The organism is Sediminispirochaeta smaragdinae DSM 11293 (assembly GCF_000143985.1).
Classification (GTDB): Bacteria; Spirochaetota; Spirochaetia; order DSM-16054; family Sediminispirochaetaceae; genus Sediminispirochaeta; species Sediminispirochaeta smaragdinae.
The window spans coordinates 4,371,209-4,385,668 of record NC_014364.1; the positions used below are offsets into that span (position 1 = coordinate 4,371,209).

Sequence of the window (14,460 nt, forward strand, 5' to 3'; positions counted from 1 at the left end):
AGATTACGCGCTCTTTGAAATATTTTGTGAAGATTTTTTGCCTTCGGTAGAGGATTGTCCTTCATAGTTTTTACCAGGATTCAGAACCACCACATTAGATGGCGTCCACTTCCTGACGGATCGCTTTCCCCATCGTTCAGCATGAGAGTTTCGAGCAGCTTCCATCGTGGCGTTTCTCCGCTTGAACAGCTCGGAATCCTTGCCGGTTCTTTTCTCATTGGGGGTGATGTATCCGAGCGCTGAATGCAGATGGTGATAATTATACCAGTCGATGAAATCGGCCATCCAATTACGGGCATGATCTATGTTTCTGAATCTTCCCGGATAACCGGTGGTGTATTTCAGGGTTTTGAAAAAACTTTCGATAAACGGATTATCGTTGCTGACCCTCGGACGGCTGAATGAATATCGCACTCCAAGCATGTACAGCAGGGCAAGTAATGAGAGGCCCTTCATCGGAGATCCGTTGTCGGAATGCAGATGCACCCCTTTCAGGTTCATTCGAGTGGAAAGCCGATGAAAAAGATCTCTGGCCAGAGCTGCATCTTCACGTTCATGGATCTCCCAGCCGACGATTGATTTGTCGTAGATATCTATGATCACATAGGCAAACAGGAATATCCCTCTGACTGCTGTTGGTAACCAGGTAATGTCCCAGCTCCATACCTGATTCGGCGCGGTTGCAACAAGCTCAGGCGGATTGCTCACATTCCGTTGAGGCTTTGTATTCTCACGATGGTGGAGCTTGTTTTCTTCTTTCAGGATACGGTACAAGGTACTCTCAGAGGCGTAATAAAAGCCCTCCTGAGCAAGAATTGGAACGATCTGGTTCGGTGTCATATCTTTGAACCGTTCGCTGTTGCATGCCTCCAGAATCTGCTGTCTTTCCTGTTCGCTCAGCTTTCTGGGAACTTTTTTGGAAGCACCTTTGCGCCTATCGGTGGTACCGTGATTTTTCCAGTTCTCCAGCGTTTTCGCCGAGATGCCGATCATCCGGCAGCATTCCTTTTTGCGAGCTCCAGCCTGCACTACATCGTGTACCGCTGAGAGCACCTGCTCTCTGGTGTGCTGAGCTATCAGTCGTCCTCGTTTTCCTCCAAGATCCGGTGGAGTTTTTTTTTCAGTGCAATCAAAGCGGCCATTTCGGCTAACGCCTTATCTTTTCGGTTCAGTTCTTTTTCGAGCTGCTGTATTTTTTTCTTCGCGTCTTTCAGTTCCTGCTTGTGCTGTGTGTCTTTTTCAGTCACGGTCTCTCTCAACTCCTGCTGCCATAATTGCAGATGCTCTGAGTGAAGACCTTTCTCGCGGATCCATCCGCCAAGCTGCTCTTCCGGGACCCCGGCCGCTTCAAGTACAAGCTGAAACTTTTCTCTGTTGCCCAGAGCGGCAGGTCCTAACTCTGCATCCAGGTTCAGTATACCGTTATTTACCTGCTCTATCCAGTTTCGGATGGTCTGATCGTTTATGCCGTATTCCAGGGCTACCTCACGGATACTCCGCTTCTCAGGGGGTAAGACTTTTTTCAAGACTGATTCTTTGATGGCTCTGCTGTACCTCATACTGTCTCCATAGTTCTGTTCTCTGATGAAGAAATTAAATTCTCACATCAGGCGTAATCTATGTTGACACAGGGGGCGTTCCTTCAGCCTGCTTTCGAGAATCGTTCGATTCGAGGGGGAAAAGTGTATACCGCTTTCGTCGTAAATACGATCACGAAATTTCTTAAACTGTACTTCCGAAAGAAATCTTTCCATTCTGCTTCGTGCCTCACCTAAAAGTGTAGGGTCCAGCTTTTCCGGTGTCAATAGAACAGGTTTTTTCAGGTGATCGTGCTATATTAAAAATACCATGAAAAGATTCCTGTACTGCTTTTCCGTTCAAGGAATTGCTCTCGACGAAATAACCGAATCGCCCTTTGTGATTCTACACGATGTAAAACATGATATCACCCTCCCCTTGCAGATCGGAGCATCGGAAGCAAGTTCTCTTATCCTTGCTATGGAATGCAGAGAGAAGCAGGAAGAAGAAAGCGGATACGACCTTGCGGTAGAGTTGTTTCGAAAACATCGTTTTGCCCTTCGCGGCCTTGAAGTCCGCCGCAATAAAGGGGGTCATCACAAAGGAACCCTTGTATACAAGAAAGGTATACGGACCTTTCGAACCGAGGTCAACCCGAGTACCGGCATTGTACTCTGTGCAAAGCTTGGTGCTCCTATTTTCTTCGATAAAGAAGCAGCGGATGCCGCTGATTATGATAACAGGGTACTCATTGAACTCGCGGGAGGAAGTGCGGAGCTTCTCTATCTCGACCCGACCCATCATCCGATGCAAATCATGTAGCCGTGTAGCTTCCCGCGGATTGCGTAACAGCTCCCCCTTAAGTATAATCAACCCACATGAAGAAATACGTATTCGTCACCGGCGGAGTATGTTCCAGCCTGGGCAAAGGAGTCGCAGCGACTTCTCTCGGCAACCTTCTCGAGAGTAGAGGGCTGCAGATTCGTATGGTCAAGATCGATCCGTACATCAATGTTGATGCCGGAACGATGAGCCCCTTTCAACACGGTGAGGTTTACGTCACCGACGACGGCGCGGAAACCGATCTGGATCTCGGAAACTACGCTCGTTTCACCAATGCTCCTCTCTCAAAGGTAAACTCCATCACCACCGGCCAAGTCTACCAAGAAGTGATAAAACGGGAACGGGAAGGCCGTTACCTCGGTCGAACCGTACAGGTAATCCCCCATATCACCGACGAAATCAAGCGAAGGATCTATCTTGCAAGTGAAGATCCCGAGGTGGATGTTACCATCATTGAAATAGGAGGGACGGTTGGTGACATCGAATCCGTCCCATACCTGGAAGCAGCCCGTCAGTTCATTCACGATCTCGGAAAAGAGCATGTACTCTTTGTTCATCTCACGCTCATACCCCTTACGGTAGGGGGAGAGCTCAAAACAAAGCCGACCCAGCACTCGGTAAAAGAGCTGCTCGAAATAGGTATCCAGCCGGACATCCTTCTTTGCAGGGCCCCTTACGCCCTTGAAGATGAGATGATTCGCAAAATCAGCCTCTTTACAAACGTGGAAAAAAGAGCCGTTATTTCAGCTTATGACGTAAAGACCACCATCTATGAACTGCCGATTGTGTTCCATCAACAGCATCTCGACGAAATCGTGTTGGAAAAATTCGCCATTGAATGCAAAGACGCCGATCTTCGCTGCTGGACCAGAATGGTCGAAACAATTAAGAAGGCAAAAAAAACGGTAACGATCGGTGTGGTCGGCAAGTATATCGAGCTCCACGATTCCTACAAATCGGTCTACGAGGCCTTGGTTCACGGTGGTATAGCCAATCAGGCCAAGGTCGTGCTTCGAAAAGTCGACAGTGAAGAGATCGAAACCAATGAAAAGGCAGTCGAACTTCTTGCAGGCATAGACGGCCTTCTTGTTCCCGGAGGCTTTGGAGAACGCGGTATTGCAGGGATGGTCAAGGCGGTCAAATGGGCCAGAGAAAATAAGATTCCCTGTTTCGGTATCTGCCTCGGAATGCAAGTCATGGTCATCGAATACAGCAGATCGGTACTTGGCCACGACGATGCAAATAGTACCGAATTTTCTCACCAGACGACCTTCCCAGTTATCAGTCTGCTCGAAGAGCAGATTGACGTAAAGGCCTACGGCGGGACTATGCGGCTGGGCAGGAGTGCCTCGAAGCTATGCTCGGGAACAATGATATCTAACATCTATGACACCGAACTCATCTACGAGCGCCATCGGCACAGATACGAGGTAAACAATATCCACAGAAAGGAGCTTGAAGAAGGAGGCCTCATCATCGCAGCGACCACTCCCGAAGATGAGCTGGTTGAATCGGTTCAATGGCCTGATCATCCCTGGGGAATTGGGGTACAATATCATCCCGAATTTAAATCAACACCAATTCTTCCGCATCCCCTCTTTTCCAGTTTTATCGGTGCAAGCCTGAAACATGCGGAAGTTGAAAAGAAATAAACAAAGTCTATGCATCAAGGGAAGGAGGCTTCTCCTTCCCGGCTTTTTTCATGTTTCAGCTCTTCTTTTCATTGTATGGATCGTTGCCGCTTGCTCGGTGGATTACGAAAAGGCAAAAATGGCCGAAGACCTTGGAGAAGAGACGCCGGAAACAGTCATGCACGGTTTTAGGCAGGCAAACGTCATAGGCCATCACATTGTGTACGAAATAGAGGCTACTCAGGTGGAAAGTTATCCTCGCCAGAAGGTTCTAAAATTATCGGACGTCGATTTCCGGGAATTCGATCAAAACGGCGATCAGGTATTCCTCAGTACGGCGGGTAGCATGGAGTATGATCTCCGTGAAAAACGTATCGATTTGGGATCGGGGGTAAAAATTCTCAGAACAAATGAGAACGGTTCTACGGAAATTGAGGGAGACGCTTTTTCTTTTGATGAAAAGGAAAAGCTGATAACGGCCCCCCCCACATCCCTGGTACGCTTCTCCGATGAAGAGAGCGGAGGAGTGTTGGCGGGACGCGGCTTTTCGGCGGAAACCGACAGCGGAACGATCCAATTCAGCGGGGGAGTATCGGGAACATACGGGGAGGATACCCATGAGCCGTAAGACGATATTCTTCCTCTCCCCCCTTCTGATTGTCTTTTTTTCCATGGTTGCGACGGCCGAGGAACATGATACGAATGGGAATTCTTTCTCGTTTAGGGGGAATACAACCACCATCACCCTCCAGGAGGGGGAGCGGAAAACTGTTCTTAGCGGAGATGCCCGCATCACATTTGACGAAACAAGCATAAAAGCCGATGAGATTACCCTTTCGGGCCCAGATTTCCGTTATATCGAATGTACGGGGGCTGTCCTCATGGAGGATACAGAAAAGGGGATTACATTAAAAACAAAGAAGCTGCTACACGATCGGACCCTTCGCCAGACGCGGGGCAGCGGCTATACCGAAATTGTCGACACGGAGAACGAACTCAGCGCCCGTTGTTACTATTTCGAACAGGAAGAGGAAACCGAGACAATGTTACTCCAGGTGGGGGTACGTATCGACACAGTCAGCGCCGAGAAAGCAGTGGTCTGCCAATCGGAGCTTGCCCGCTATAACAGAGAGGAGAAGAGCCTTGAGCTGATCGGCTCTCCGTCCGTAGAATGGAAGGGAGACGAATACCAGGCCGACAGGATTCTGATCAATATGGGAAACGATACCATTGTCATGGAGGGATCGGTATCAGGCTCTCTCACCGAAGAAGAGGAGAAGGCAGAGTGAATCAGTCTCAAAGCCCGCAATCGGATATATTACGAGTGGAGGGCCTTGTCAAACGCTACGGAAAGAAAAAGGTGGTATGCGACGTAGGGTTTTCCATGAAACGGGGAGAGATCGTGGGACTGTTGGGACCGAATGGTGCCGGAAAAACCACCATTTTCTACATGATTGCCGGCTTCCTCACCCCCTCGGCAGGAACTATTTTTCTAAACAACGATAAACTCACCCGCTTACCCATGTTCAAGAGGGCCAGAAAGGGCATTAGTTATCTCCCCCAGGAAGCGTCTGTCTTTCGGAAACTCAGTGTCGAAGACAATATTATGGCCATTCTGGAGACAAGGAAAGAATTGAGCAAACGAGAACGGTCATTGCGCTTGGAATCGCTGCTCGATGAATTTGGGATTCAAACGATACGAAAGCAGCAGGCCTATACCCTCTCGGGAGGAGAACGCAGGAGAACAGAAATTGCGAGATCCCTGGCCATTGATCCCAAATTTCTCCTCCTGGACGAACCCCTTGCCGGGATCGATCCCATTGCCGTACATGAAATAAAAACCATTATACGGGGTCTGTCTGAGAAATCCATTGGAGTTCTGATAACCGATCACAATGTTCGCGACACCTTGGAGATTACCAACCGGGCATACATTATCAACAGGGGAGAGCTCGTCGTGAGCGGCGACAGGGAGACCCTTCTGAACGATCCCATTGCCCGTCAGATCTACCTCGGCGATTCCTTTCGCATGTGAATGCAGCATTGACAATTACCACTACCAGTAGCATCATACAGAAGTCGTGCAGTATCAGAAACCGGTATTAATACAGGAACAGAGACTCAAACTGAGCCCCCAGATGCTTCAGTCTATTCAGTTGATGGCCCTGCCGATCACCGAGCTTAAACTTCGTATAGCAGAGGAAATTGAACGGAACCCTGCCCTTGAGGTACTTGAAGATCGTTCGCAGGTGAGTTACGAGGAAATTGATCATTCCACAAGGTCAGAGGAGTACGATTTTTTCGAAAATAGTTCTGATCCCGGTTATTCGAAAAGCTACGACAGCGAAGCTTCGGATGCAAAGCAGAAATTTCTCGAAGGCGCCATTGCCCGCTCCGAGTCTCTCCATGATCATCTTTTGTGGCAGCTGAGGCTTCAACCCCTCGATGAGGAAGATTTTGCCGTTGGGGAAAAGCTCATCCTCAATCTCGACGACAATGGGTTTCACATCGAACCAATAGAAGAACTTTTTCCGGATTCCGAATGCCAGCGGGTCCGGCGCATGATCGCTCTTATCCACGAGTTCGAGCCGACGGGAATCTGTGTGGCCGACTTTCGTGAGTCTTTGCTTCTCCAGATTTCTCTTGATCCGGAAGCCCCACCCTATGCCGACGACATTGTTGCAAACCATCTTCCCGCGCTGGAGAAAAACAGGATACAGGAAATTGCCCGGGACCTTTCCGCTTCCGTCCAAGAGATAGAGGAGGCCGTTGCCTTTATTCGCCGCCTAACCCCCTTCCCCGGACGCCTCTACAGTAATGAGACACCTCACTATGTGGTCCCGGATGTTTCGGTACGCTTGGAAGAGGGAGAGTTCAAGATCTATCTTAACGACATAGAGATTCCGGTCCTTGGTATTTCCGCATTCTACGCGGGCCTGCAAAACGGAAAAAAACATCATACCGCGGACCATGAGAAATCGGCTCAAAAATTCGCAGGCGATCATGTGCGTGAAGCCGAATGGTTTATCAACTCGATACGGCAAAGAAATCGGTCGCTCATGAAAATAGCAAAAGCGATTATCGAATTTCAACGGGATTTCTTCCTAAAAGGCCCCAAGTATCTTGTTCCTCTCACTCTGAAAGATATTGCAGAAGAGGTTTCGGTTCACGAAACAACGGTCTCCCGCATTGCCAATGCAAAGTACATGCAAACCGAATGGGGAATTTACCCCATAAAGTATTTCTTTACGAACTCCATCAGCGGAGCAGGTTCTTCCGGTTCCCGCTTCTCAAAGGAGGGCGTAAAAGAGATGATCCGGGAAATTCTGGAAAACGATACCGGCAAGAAAAGGCTTTCCGACCAAAAAATCAGTGACCTCTTGAAAGAGAAGGGGGTCTCCATAGCACGGCGTACCGTAGCAAAATACCGAAACGAACTCAATATCGATTCTTCCTTTGACCGCTAAGTTTGATTTTCATCATAGAAATACTTATCCTGTATATAGAAGAAACAGCTGAGGAGGTTCCTATGAATCTGGAAATCAAAGGTGTTCATTACGATGTGAGTGACAGCACGAAGGAATTTATCACCAAGAAGCTGGAAAGAGTCGATTTTGCAAAAGAGTATATGGTCGATCTTGCCATCACCATCACCAAAGAAAAGCCGGGATATACGGTAGAGGCATCGGTCCATTTTCGTTGGGGACGATCTTCCCATGTTGCGGCTCCCCCGACACATGAATTGTACGAAGGAATCGAACAAATGATCGATAAGCTCGAGCATGTTGTACGAAAAGAGAAAGATAGGATCAAAGACCATCCCAAACCACAGGATGACGTGATAGAATAGGGGGCAATGAGAAGTTATACGGTATTAGACCTTCTTGATCTTGATCTGAAGGAACATAACGCCCTCGATTTGAGGTGCATAGGAGGGAGGCCTGGTCTTGCCCGTACCATCTCGGAACAGGAAATTAATCGGCCGGGTCTTTCCCTCAGTGGCTATTTTGAAGAATTCGCAAACAACAGAATCCAACTATTTGGGATGGGTGAGGCCTCGTATCTCACCAAACTCGAATCTGAGGATCAGATGGAAACGGTAAATAAAATGTTTACCTATCCTATTCCCTGTGTCATCTTCACGCATGGCAATCAACCGGGAAAACGATTTATGGAATGTGCGGAAAAGTCCGGTTGCCCGGTGCTTCAGACGCACCTTCCGTCCGGTGAGTTCAGCATGCGGCTCATGCGTGCTCTTAACGACATGTTCGCACCGAGAAAATCGATTCATGGGGTTCTTGTTGAGGTATATGGTATCGGCGTGTTGCTTTCTGGTGACAGCGGCGTAGGAAAGAGTGAGACGGCATTGGAGCTGATTGAACGAGGCCATCGCCTCATTTCCGACGATATGGTGGAAATCCGCTGTATGAACGGAAATATCCTTATGGGAGCCGGCAGGAATCCGGTACTTGCCCACCACATGGAAATCCGCGGTCTCGGAATTATCAACGTCAGTAATCTTTTCGGTGTCGGAGCGATTCGAGATAAGAAACAAATTCAGCTTATTGTGGAGCTGGAGGAGTGGGATTCTTCAAAAAATTATGACAGAATTGGTACGGGAGAGATGTCACGGGAAATTCTCGGTGTTAAGGTTCCGCTTCTGCAGGTTCCGGTAAAGCCGGGACGAAATATCCCGATTATCATCGAGACGGCGGCTATGAATGAACGCCTGAAAAAGATGGGTTACCATTCTGCTCAGGAGTTCAACCAGAACGTCTTGAAGTGGCTGGAGAGCGAGAATGCCCGGAACCTCTATTTCAACAAAAAGGATACGTTTTAGGAACACCGATGATTGAGAAGAGCGTTACTATCATGAACCGTGCGGGAATTCATGCACGGCCGGCGGCCCTTATTGTGCAGACCGCCAATAATTTTACCTCTGACATTTTTTTTGAAAAGGAAGATGTACGCATAAACGGAAAGTCTATTATGGGAATCATTACCCTTGGTGCCGGTTATAAAAGCACCCTGCAGGTTATCGCCGAAGGGGACGACGAACAGGAGGCCGTTGATGCCATCGTCCGGCTCTTCGAAAATCGCTTCGAAGAGGAATAGGAAACGCTCAGCGACCGGACTGTTTTGGTGTATGCTGTTTGTGCTTGTTGCTCAGACAGCTGCAGGCCAAGGAGCACTGTTGACGGCTCGATTAAAAGCTGATGTCGCGGTTGTGTCGTTAAGCATGGTAGAGACCTCAGAAAAACTTCTCGTAAAAAGTGCATATGATGGACAAATGGCTCAGGTTCGCTTCGACCTGCGAATCTATCATAAGGGGAAGGGTTTCCTCGGCATTGCAGGGGATAGAATCATCAGGGAAAAAACTATCGAACAATATGGCCGGTGGGATCCCTTTTCCGGCCGCTTCATCATTACCGATACCGAAGGCCACCAATGGACAACCCCACGTGCCGAAGAATATACCAAAAGACTGCTTTCCCTTTCCGATACAGTCATTACGGGGATAGCCCGGGACGAGGAGTCGTATCTTCTGGCCAGGGTAGGCTTGAAACGGGTAAAGCTTCAGGTTCCTTTTAATCTTCTGGATCTTTTTCTTCCCGAAACAAAAATCGTGACCCCCTGGGTCCGATGGGATTTCAATTTCGGGGAGCAAAGTTGATGAATCACAGAAGAAAGGGAGGAGACCTTCCCCTTGCATCTCTTTCCGCCATAGCGTTTCTCTATCTTCTGCTTATCGTCTTGCTTCTTTTTTTCTCCCGTCAGGTTCTTCAAGATCTGGCGGAGGGCGAAACCCTTACCCGTTTGGTCTTTATACCCCTCGGTATTGCACTACCTATCTTTCTCTTTTTCTCTTTTACCATCCAGCTCTTTCGCCTTATTCGGGATAATAGAGAAGGCCGACCGGGAAGCCGGTTCAAAACACGGCTTACCGGTTTTTTTCTTTTCATCACGCTTTTTGCCTCAATTCCCCAGGGGATTCTCACCATCACCTTCATCTCATCTGCCCTTGAGGCGTGGTTCAATACAGAAATGGAAGACGCCCTCGAAGGAGGTCTTTCGGTCGCACTGCGCTATAACAACGAAGCGGTGGCAGAATTGGAATCACTCTCCACTTCACTGGTGTTCGGCAATATGCTGGAAGCCGACGCAGGGCGCGGAGAAGCGAAACTGTGGCATTCCTTGACGGCAATAGCTCCCGAGCTTTCGGGCCTCCAGCTCTTCGATACAGAGGGTCGGCCGATCGCCTTTTTTGGTGCACCGGAGGCAATGATCAACGGCCCTTTGCCGGATGGCCCTGAAGGGGCTGTCGGAAGATATCAGGTGGGGGGAAGGACCTATCTGCGGGCTCTAAGGAAGTACCCTATTTTCCGGAACGAAAAGGTTCATACGGGCCAGGCTTTGCTCACCAGAGCGATGCCGATAGGCTTTGAAGAGGATGGGAAGGCCCTCACCGATGCCATTCAAGTCTTCGGTCAATACCGTTCCTACCGTTCTTCCTTCTCGATTGCCCTTATTTTGCTTTATACCATCTTTGCCGTCCCCCTTCTTTTGATAGCCCTGCTTACCGCATTCCATACCGGTAACGAAATTGTTAAGCCGCTAGTACATCTCGAAGAGGCCATGAGGCGGGTGATGGAAGGTGACTATTCCATCAGGCTTCTTTCAGAAGGGCGCGACGAGTTATCAATATTGGTAACCTCGTTCAATGAGATGCTCTCCGAACTGGAACTCTCAAGAGCGAAACTGCTGCAAACCGAGAAGGTAACGGCCTGGCAGGAGATCGCCCAAAGGCTTGCTCACGAAATAAAAAACCCCCTTACCCCTATTAGACTTTCTGCGGAACGAATTCTCAGAGCCTATCATAATAATCCTGAACAGTTGGGAAGAATCGTCGAACGGTCCGTCGACTCCATCATACAGGAGGTAGACGGACTTACCACCATGCTACAGGAGTTCAGAGACTTTGCACGGCTTCCCGCACCCCGCCTTAAAAACACTGCATTGTTGCCTCTCATCGAGGAAGTTGCCGCTATCTATGCTCCCGTATATCCCAATACGGATTTCAGCATCGCATCCCCGGATCCGAATGCAACAATCTCGGCCGATTCGGCACAGATTAAACGAGTTTTCTCAAATTTGCTAAAAAATGCATTCGAGTCGGTGGCAGACAAAGAAAAGGGAAAGATCACCATCGGAAGCGATCTTGTCAGAAAGGGGAATACCCATTACTGTAGGATATATATTGAAGACAACGGCGGAGGCATTCCGGAGGACCTGAAAGAAAAGGTGTTTCAACCCTACGTCACAACGAAAAAAAACGGTACAGGACTGGGCTTACCCATCGTGGAGCGTATCATTGCAGACCACAGGGGACAAATCTGGTTTGAAACAGAAAGCGGCATAGGAACGACCTTCTTTTTAGATCTGCCGACGGAGAATTCTTAAATGAAAGAGCATACCATCCTGATCATCGACGATGAACCGGGTATCAGAGCAGTCCTCACCGATATTCTCGAAGACGAAGGTTATTCGGTCCGAAGCGCGGGAGACGGCATTGAAGGCCTTTTAATGCTTGACGATGCTTGTGTCGATGTGGTGATCCTGGATGTGTGGCTGCCGAATAAAGGTGGTATCGATGTTCTCAAGGAGATCAAAGAAAAGCAGCCGGAGGTGGAGGTCATTATCATATCCGGCCATGCCAATATCGATCTTGCGGTCAAGGCCGTTAAGCTGGGTGCCTTCGATTTCCTTGAGAAACCGCTTGCCCTCGAACGCATCATTACCATTACGAAAAACGCCCTTGCAATCGAGAGCCTGAAAAAGGAAAATAAACGTCTGAAAGCGGGAATACCTCCCGAGGACGAGATGATCGGGAGCAGCAAGGCGATAAACGCCGTACGGGAACGGATTGCACAAAGCGCACCGAGTGATGCAAAGGTCCTGATAACCGGAGAAAACGGAACGGGTAAAGAGCTGGTGGCGCGTCAGCTGCATAGATTGAGCAAGCGATCGAACGGTCCCTTTATCGAGGTAAACTGTGCCGCCATACCGGATACGCTTCTTGAAAGTGAATTATTTGGTCATGAGAAGGGGGCCTTCACCTCAGCCGTTGCCAGGCGGAAGGGAAAATTCGAGATCGCCGACGGGGGAACGCTTTTCCTCGACGAAATCGCCGATATGAGCCTAAGTGCACAAGCAAAGGTTCTGCGGGTGATACAGGAACAGAAATTCGAACGGGTTGGAGGAGATGAATCCCTTACTGTGGATATACGACTGATCGCCGCCACAAACCAGGATATTCAGGAAGCCATAGCCTCAGGAGCCTTTCGCGAGGATCTCTTCTACCGCCTCAATGTCGTACCTATCGTTGTGCCTCCTTTACGGGAACGAAAAGAAGACATTCCCCTCTTGTGTAGCTATTTTCTCGAAAAGTTTTCCGGAAAGGAATCTATCCGTTCCATTTCGACGGCGGGAATGGAGCTGCTTCTCGCGTATCGTTGGCCGGGAAATGTCCGGGAATTGAAAAATTTCGTCGAACGTATTACGATAATGAGTGATGAAGAAGAGGTCTCTTCGGAAACCGTCGGCTTTTTCCTTAATGAGAAACGGAAAAGCGTTCGCCCGGAAGAGATGAAACCCTTTGCCGGAATGAAACTTTCCGAGGCCAGGGATGCCTTCGAACGCCGTTTCATAGAAATGAAATTGAAAGAGCACGAATATAATGTTAGTAAATGCGCGGAGGCTATAGGCGTCTATCCTAGTAATCTCCATGGGAAAATCAAGAAGTTCGGGATAGAACTGAAGCGATGAAAGAACTAACGGAACGACAGCAGGAGGTCCTCGATTTTCTTGGTTGCTTTATAGAAGAGCATCAATATCCTCCGACGATGCGGGAGATTGCCGCCCATTTTGATATCTCAGTGAGGGCGGCATATGATCATATCAAGGCACTTGAGAAGAAAAACGCCATTCGGACCGATCTTAACCGTTCCCGTGCGATTGAGGTACTCAATCGTGAAGCCTCCCCCGAAGTCCAGCCGGAGCTGATAGATGTTCCTCTTTTGGGAAATGTTGCGGCAGGTCAACCTCTTATTGCCGAGGAAAACTGCGAGCAGGTATTGAAGATTCCCGCATCGGCACTTCGTCCGGGAAGATATTTTGCACTCAGGGTCAAGGGTGACAGCATGCTGAACGCCGGCATCTTGGACGGCGATACGGCGATTATACAGCAAACTGAACAGGCACGAAACGGGGATATCGTCGTTGCAAGGGTCAACGACGAAGCTGTTACGCTAAAACGCTTTTATCGGGAAACCAACAGAATTAGGTTGAAAGCGGAAAATCCGGTTTATCCTCCTATCTTTACCCAGCATGCCAGAATTCTCGGCAAGCTCTGTTTTATTATTCGGGATTACACCTGATGGCTGCGAAAAAAGGGTCGATTCCCCCGGTTTTTCTTCTCCTTGGACCGGAAGAAGGAGAAAAGGCAGCCTTCATAGCAGAGATAAAAAAGCGCATTGCGGCGGAAGATCCCGGCTATGAATCCACACGTTTTTATCCCTATGAAACGGAAATCTCAAGCATTGTCGGAGTCTTGCGAAACGGCTCCCTCTTTTCCAGCAGAAAACTGGTGATCATCCAAAACGTGGAGGCGATCAAGCGGGATGATGCTGCGCTCCTCGGGGAATATCTTAAGAATCCTTCGACCGATGCCACATTGATCATGGTAAGCAACGGTATGGAGCGGGACATTGCCAAGGCCATAGCCTCTGCCGTTCCCAAAGAGCACAAGAAGATGTTTTGGGAACTCTTTGAAAATCAAAAACGCTCTTGGTTGGCAAACTATTTCGGACGGCAGCATATTGAGGTAAGTCCGGAGGCTCTGGACCTCATTCTCGAATTGGTGGAGAACAATACCCGTGAAATGAAGATTGCCTGTGATCAGCTCGCTCTTCATTTTGGCCCCGGCAGCTGTATCGACGAAGAAGATGTGGATGCCTTTATCTTCCATTCCAAGGAAGAAAATGTTTTTACCCTTTTCGCTAAAATAGGAGCATGTGATTTTTCCGGCGCCATCGAAGCCCTTCGGAAACTGCTTCTCTCGGGTGAGGGGAATCCCATACAGCTCTTCGCAGGGCTCTTGTGGCAGTTTAAGCGACTTCTAAGCCTGTCAGGCCTGACAGACCTTCAATATGCACCACAAGAGGCCTGTACAAAGGTGGGAATCCGAGGTAAACGAAACCAAAGCAATTACATTGTTGCCAACAAAAACTACTCAACCGATGAACTAAAACATATCATCGTGCTTATCGCCCGCTTTGACTCTCTGGTCAGAGAAACAAGGGCGGAAATGCAGACGGTTCTTACCGAACTTTTTCTTTATTATGTCATTATAAAAAAAGGTGCGGTACCCGAAGCCTACTGCGCCATGGGTAACCGCACCGCATAAAGC

Annotated in this window: 16 protein-coding genes and 1 pseudogene; 14 read left to right on the forward strand and 3 right to left on the reverse strand. The window is 48.8% G+C overall.

The annotated features are described in order from the left end of the window. Positions 1-3: 3 nt before the first annotated feature. The 3 genes and pseudogenes from SPIRS_RS20355 to SPIRS_RS22255 all read right to left on the reverse strand — a co-directional run. On the reverse strand, positions 4-1,053 hold the full coding sequence (locus tag SPIRS_RS20355) for an IS3 family transposase (RefSeq protein ID WP_013253293.1): 1,050 nt from the start codon (positions 1,051-1,053) through the stop codon (positions 4-6). A gap of 23 nt (positions 1,054-1,076) precedes the next feature. Further along, entirely contained in the window at positions 1,077-1,559 is a 483-nt protein-coding gene (locus tag SPIRS_RS20360; RefSeq protein ID WP_013256580.1) for a transposase, read from the reverse strand. Positions 1,560-1,634: 75 nt separating this feature from the next. After that, positions 1,635-1,754: pseudogene (locus SPIRS_RS22255) on the reverse strand (protein-glutamate O-methyltransferase CheR); the annotation flags it as partial. A gap of 94 nt (positions 1,755-1,848) precedes the next feature. Here SPIRS_RS22255 and SPIRS_RS20365 point away from each other — a divergent pair. From SPIRS_RS20365 to holA, 14 genes are all read left to right on the forward strand, one after another. After that, complete coding sequence (locus tag SPIRS_RS20365) at positions 1,849-2,340, forward strand: bifunctional nuclease family protein (protein WP_013256581.1); 492 nt, start codon at positions 1,849-1,851, stop codon at positions 2,338-2,340. A gap of 56 nt (positions 2,341-2,396) precedes the next feature. Next, positions 2,397-4,013, forward strand: coding sequence for a CTP synthase (locus tag SPIRS_RS20370; RefSeq protein ID WP_013256582.1), 1,617 nt, complete (start codon positions 2,397-2,399; stop codon positions 4,011-4,013). After that, complete coding sequence (gene lptC / locus SPIRS_RS20375) at positions 3,991-4,620, forward strand: LPS export ABC transporter periplasmic protein LptC (RefSeq protein WP_013256583.1); 630 nt, start codon at positions 3,991-3,993, stop codon at positions 4,618-4,620. The genes SPIRS_RS20370 and lptC overlap by 23 nt, the downstream gene beginning before the upstream one ends. Further along, on the forward strand, positions 4,610-5,281 hold the full coding sequence (locus SPIRS_RS20380; RefSeq protein WP_013256584.1) for a hypothetical protein: 672 nt from the start codon (positions 4,610-4,612) through the stop codon (positions 5,279-5,281). Before lptC ends, SPIRS_RS20380 begins: the two co-directional genes overlap by 11 nt. Then, positions 5,278-6,027 carry an LPS export ABC transporter ATP-binding protein gene (lptB, locus tag SPIRS_RS20385; RefSeq protein WP_013256585.1) on the forward strand — a complete coding sequence of 250 codons (750 nt, stop codon included), beginning with the start codon at positions 5,278-5,280 and terminating at the stop codon, positions 6,025-6,027. Before SPIRS_RS20380 ends, lptB begins: the two co-directional genes overlap by 4 nt. 46 nt (positions 6,028-6,073) lie before the next feature. Beyond that, complete coding sequence (gene rpoN, locus SPIRS_RS20390; RefSeq protein WP_013256586.1) at positions 6,074-7,459, forward strand: RNA polymerase factor sigma-54; 1,386 nt, start codon at positions 6,074-6,076, stop codon at positions 7,457-7,459. 62 nt (positions 7,460-7,521) lie between these two features. Then, positions 7,522-7,842, forward strand: coding sequence for a ribosome hibernation-promoting factor, HPF/YfiA family (gene hpf / locus SPIRS_RS20395; protein ID WP_013256587.1), 321 nt, complete (start codon positions 7,522-7,524; stop codon positions 7,840-7,842). A gap of 6 nt (positions 7,843-7,848) precedes the next feature. Beyond that, positions 7,849-8,832 (forward strand): HPr(Ser) kinase/phosphatase, encoded by a 984-nt coding sequence (hprK, locus tag SPIRS_RS20400; RefSeq protein WP_013256588.1) that lies wholly within the window; start codon positions 7,849-7,851, stop codon positions 8,830-8,832. Between the two features lie 8 nt (positions 8,833-8,840). Beyond that, the gene (locus SPIRS_RS20405; RefSeq protein ID WP_013256589.1) at positions 8,841-9,107 is read left to right on the forward strand and encodes an HPr family phosphocarrier protein; all 267 of its coding nucleotides are present in this window, start codon (positions 8,841-8,843) and stop codon (positions 9,105-9,107) included. A 31-nt stretch (positions 9,108-9,138) separates the two neighbouring features. Then, positions 9,139-9,666 (forward strand): hypothetical protein, encoded by a 528-nt coding sequence (locus tag SPIRS_RS20410; RefSeq protein ID WP_041866155.1) that lies wholly within the window; start codon positions 9,139-9,141, stop codon positions 9,664-9,666. Continuing rightward, entirely contained in the window at positions 9,666-11,453 is a 1,788-nt protein-coding gene (locus SPIRS_RS20415; RefSeq protein WP_013256591.1) for a sensor histidine kinase, read from the forward strand. Before SPIRS_RS20410 ends, SPIRS_RS20415 begins: the two co-directional genes overlap by 1 nt. Then, positions 11,454-12,818, forward strand: coding sequence for a sigma-54-dependent transcriptional regulator (locus SPIRS_RS20420; protein ID WP_013256592.1), 1,365 nt, complete (start codon positions 11,454-11,456; stop codon positions 12,816-12,818). It begins immediately after the preceding gene. Further along, on the forward strand, positions 12,815-13,429 hold the full coding sequence (gene lexA, locus SPIRS_RS20425) for a transcriptional repressor LexA (RefSeq protein ID WP_013256593.1): 615 nt from the start codon (positions 12,815-12,817) through the stop codon (positions 13,427-13,429). Before SPIRS_RS20420 ends, lexA begins: the two co-directional genes overlap by 4 nt. Next, the gene (gene holA / locus SPIRS_RS20430; RefSeq protein ID WP_013256594.1) at positions 13,429-14,457 is read left to right on the forward strand and encodes a DNA polymerase III subunit delta; all 1,029 of its coding nucleotides are present in this window, start codon (positions 13,429-13,431) and stop codon (positions 14,455-14,457) included. The genes lexA and holA overlap by 1 nt, the downstream gene beginning before the upstream one ends. The last annotated feature ends 3 nt before the right edge of the window (positions 14,458-14,460 follow it).

What these genes read in the sequence shown, in the direction of transcription:
- SPIRS_RS20360 (WP_013256580.1), bottom strand. Translation starts at nt 1,559, where the DNA reads ATGAGGTACAGCAGAGCCATCAAAGAATCAGTCTTGAAAAAAGTCTTA.
- SPIRS_RS20365 (WP_013256581.1), top strand. Translation starts at nt 1,849, where the DNA reads ATGAAAAGATTCCTGTACTGCTTTTCCGTTCAAGGAATTGCTCTCGAC.
- SPIRS_RS20370 (WP_013256582.1), top strand. Translation starts at nt 2,397, where the DNA reads ATGAAGAAATACGTATTCGTCACCGGCGGAGTATGTTCCAGCCTGGGC.
- lptC (WP_013256583.1), top strand. Translation starts at nt 3,991, where the DNA reads ATGCGGAAGTTGAAAAGAAATAAACAAAGTCTATGCATCAAGGGAAGG.
- SPIRS_RS20380 (WP_013256584.1), top strand. Translation starts at nt 4,610, where the DNA reads ATGAGCCGTAAGACGATATTCTTCCTCTCCCCCCTTCTGATTGTCTTT.
- hpf (WP_013256587.1), top strand. Translation starts at nt 7,522, where the DNA reads ATGAATCTGGAAATCAAAGGTGTTCATTACGATGTGAGTGACAGCACG.
- hprK (WP_013256588.1), top strand. Translation starts at nt 7,849, where the DNA reads ATGAGAAGTTATACGGTATTAGACCTTCTTGATCTTGATCTGAAGGAA.
- SPIRS_RS20405 (WP_013256589.1), top strand. Translation starts at nt 8,841, where the DNA reads ATGATTGAGAAGAGCGTTACTATCATGAACCGTGCGGGAATTCATGCA.
- SPIRS_RS20410 (WP_041866155.1), top strand. Translation starts at nt 9,139, where the DNA reads ATGCTGTTTGTGCTTGTTGCTCAGACAGCTGCAGGCCAAGGAGCACTG.
- SPIRS_RS20415 (WP_013256591.1), top strand. Translation starts at nt 9,666, where the DNA reads ATGAATCACAGAAGAAAGGGAGGAGACCTTCCCCTTGCATCTCTTTCC.
- SPIRS_RS20420 (WP_013256592.1), top strand. Translation starts at nt 11,454, where the DNA reads ATGAAAGAGCATACCATCCTGATCATCGACGATGAACCGGGTATCAGA.
- lexA (WP_013256593.1), top strand. Translation starts at nt 12,815, where the DNA reads ATGAAAGAACTAACGGAACGACAGCAGGAGGTCCTCGATTTTCTTGGT.
- holA (WP_013256594.1), top strand. Translation starts at nt 13,429, where the DNA reads ATGGCTGCGAAAAAAGGGTCGATTCCCCCGGTTTTTCTTCTCCTTGGA.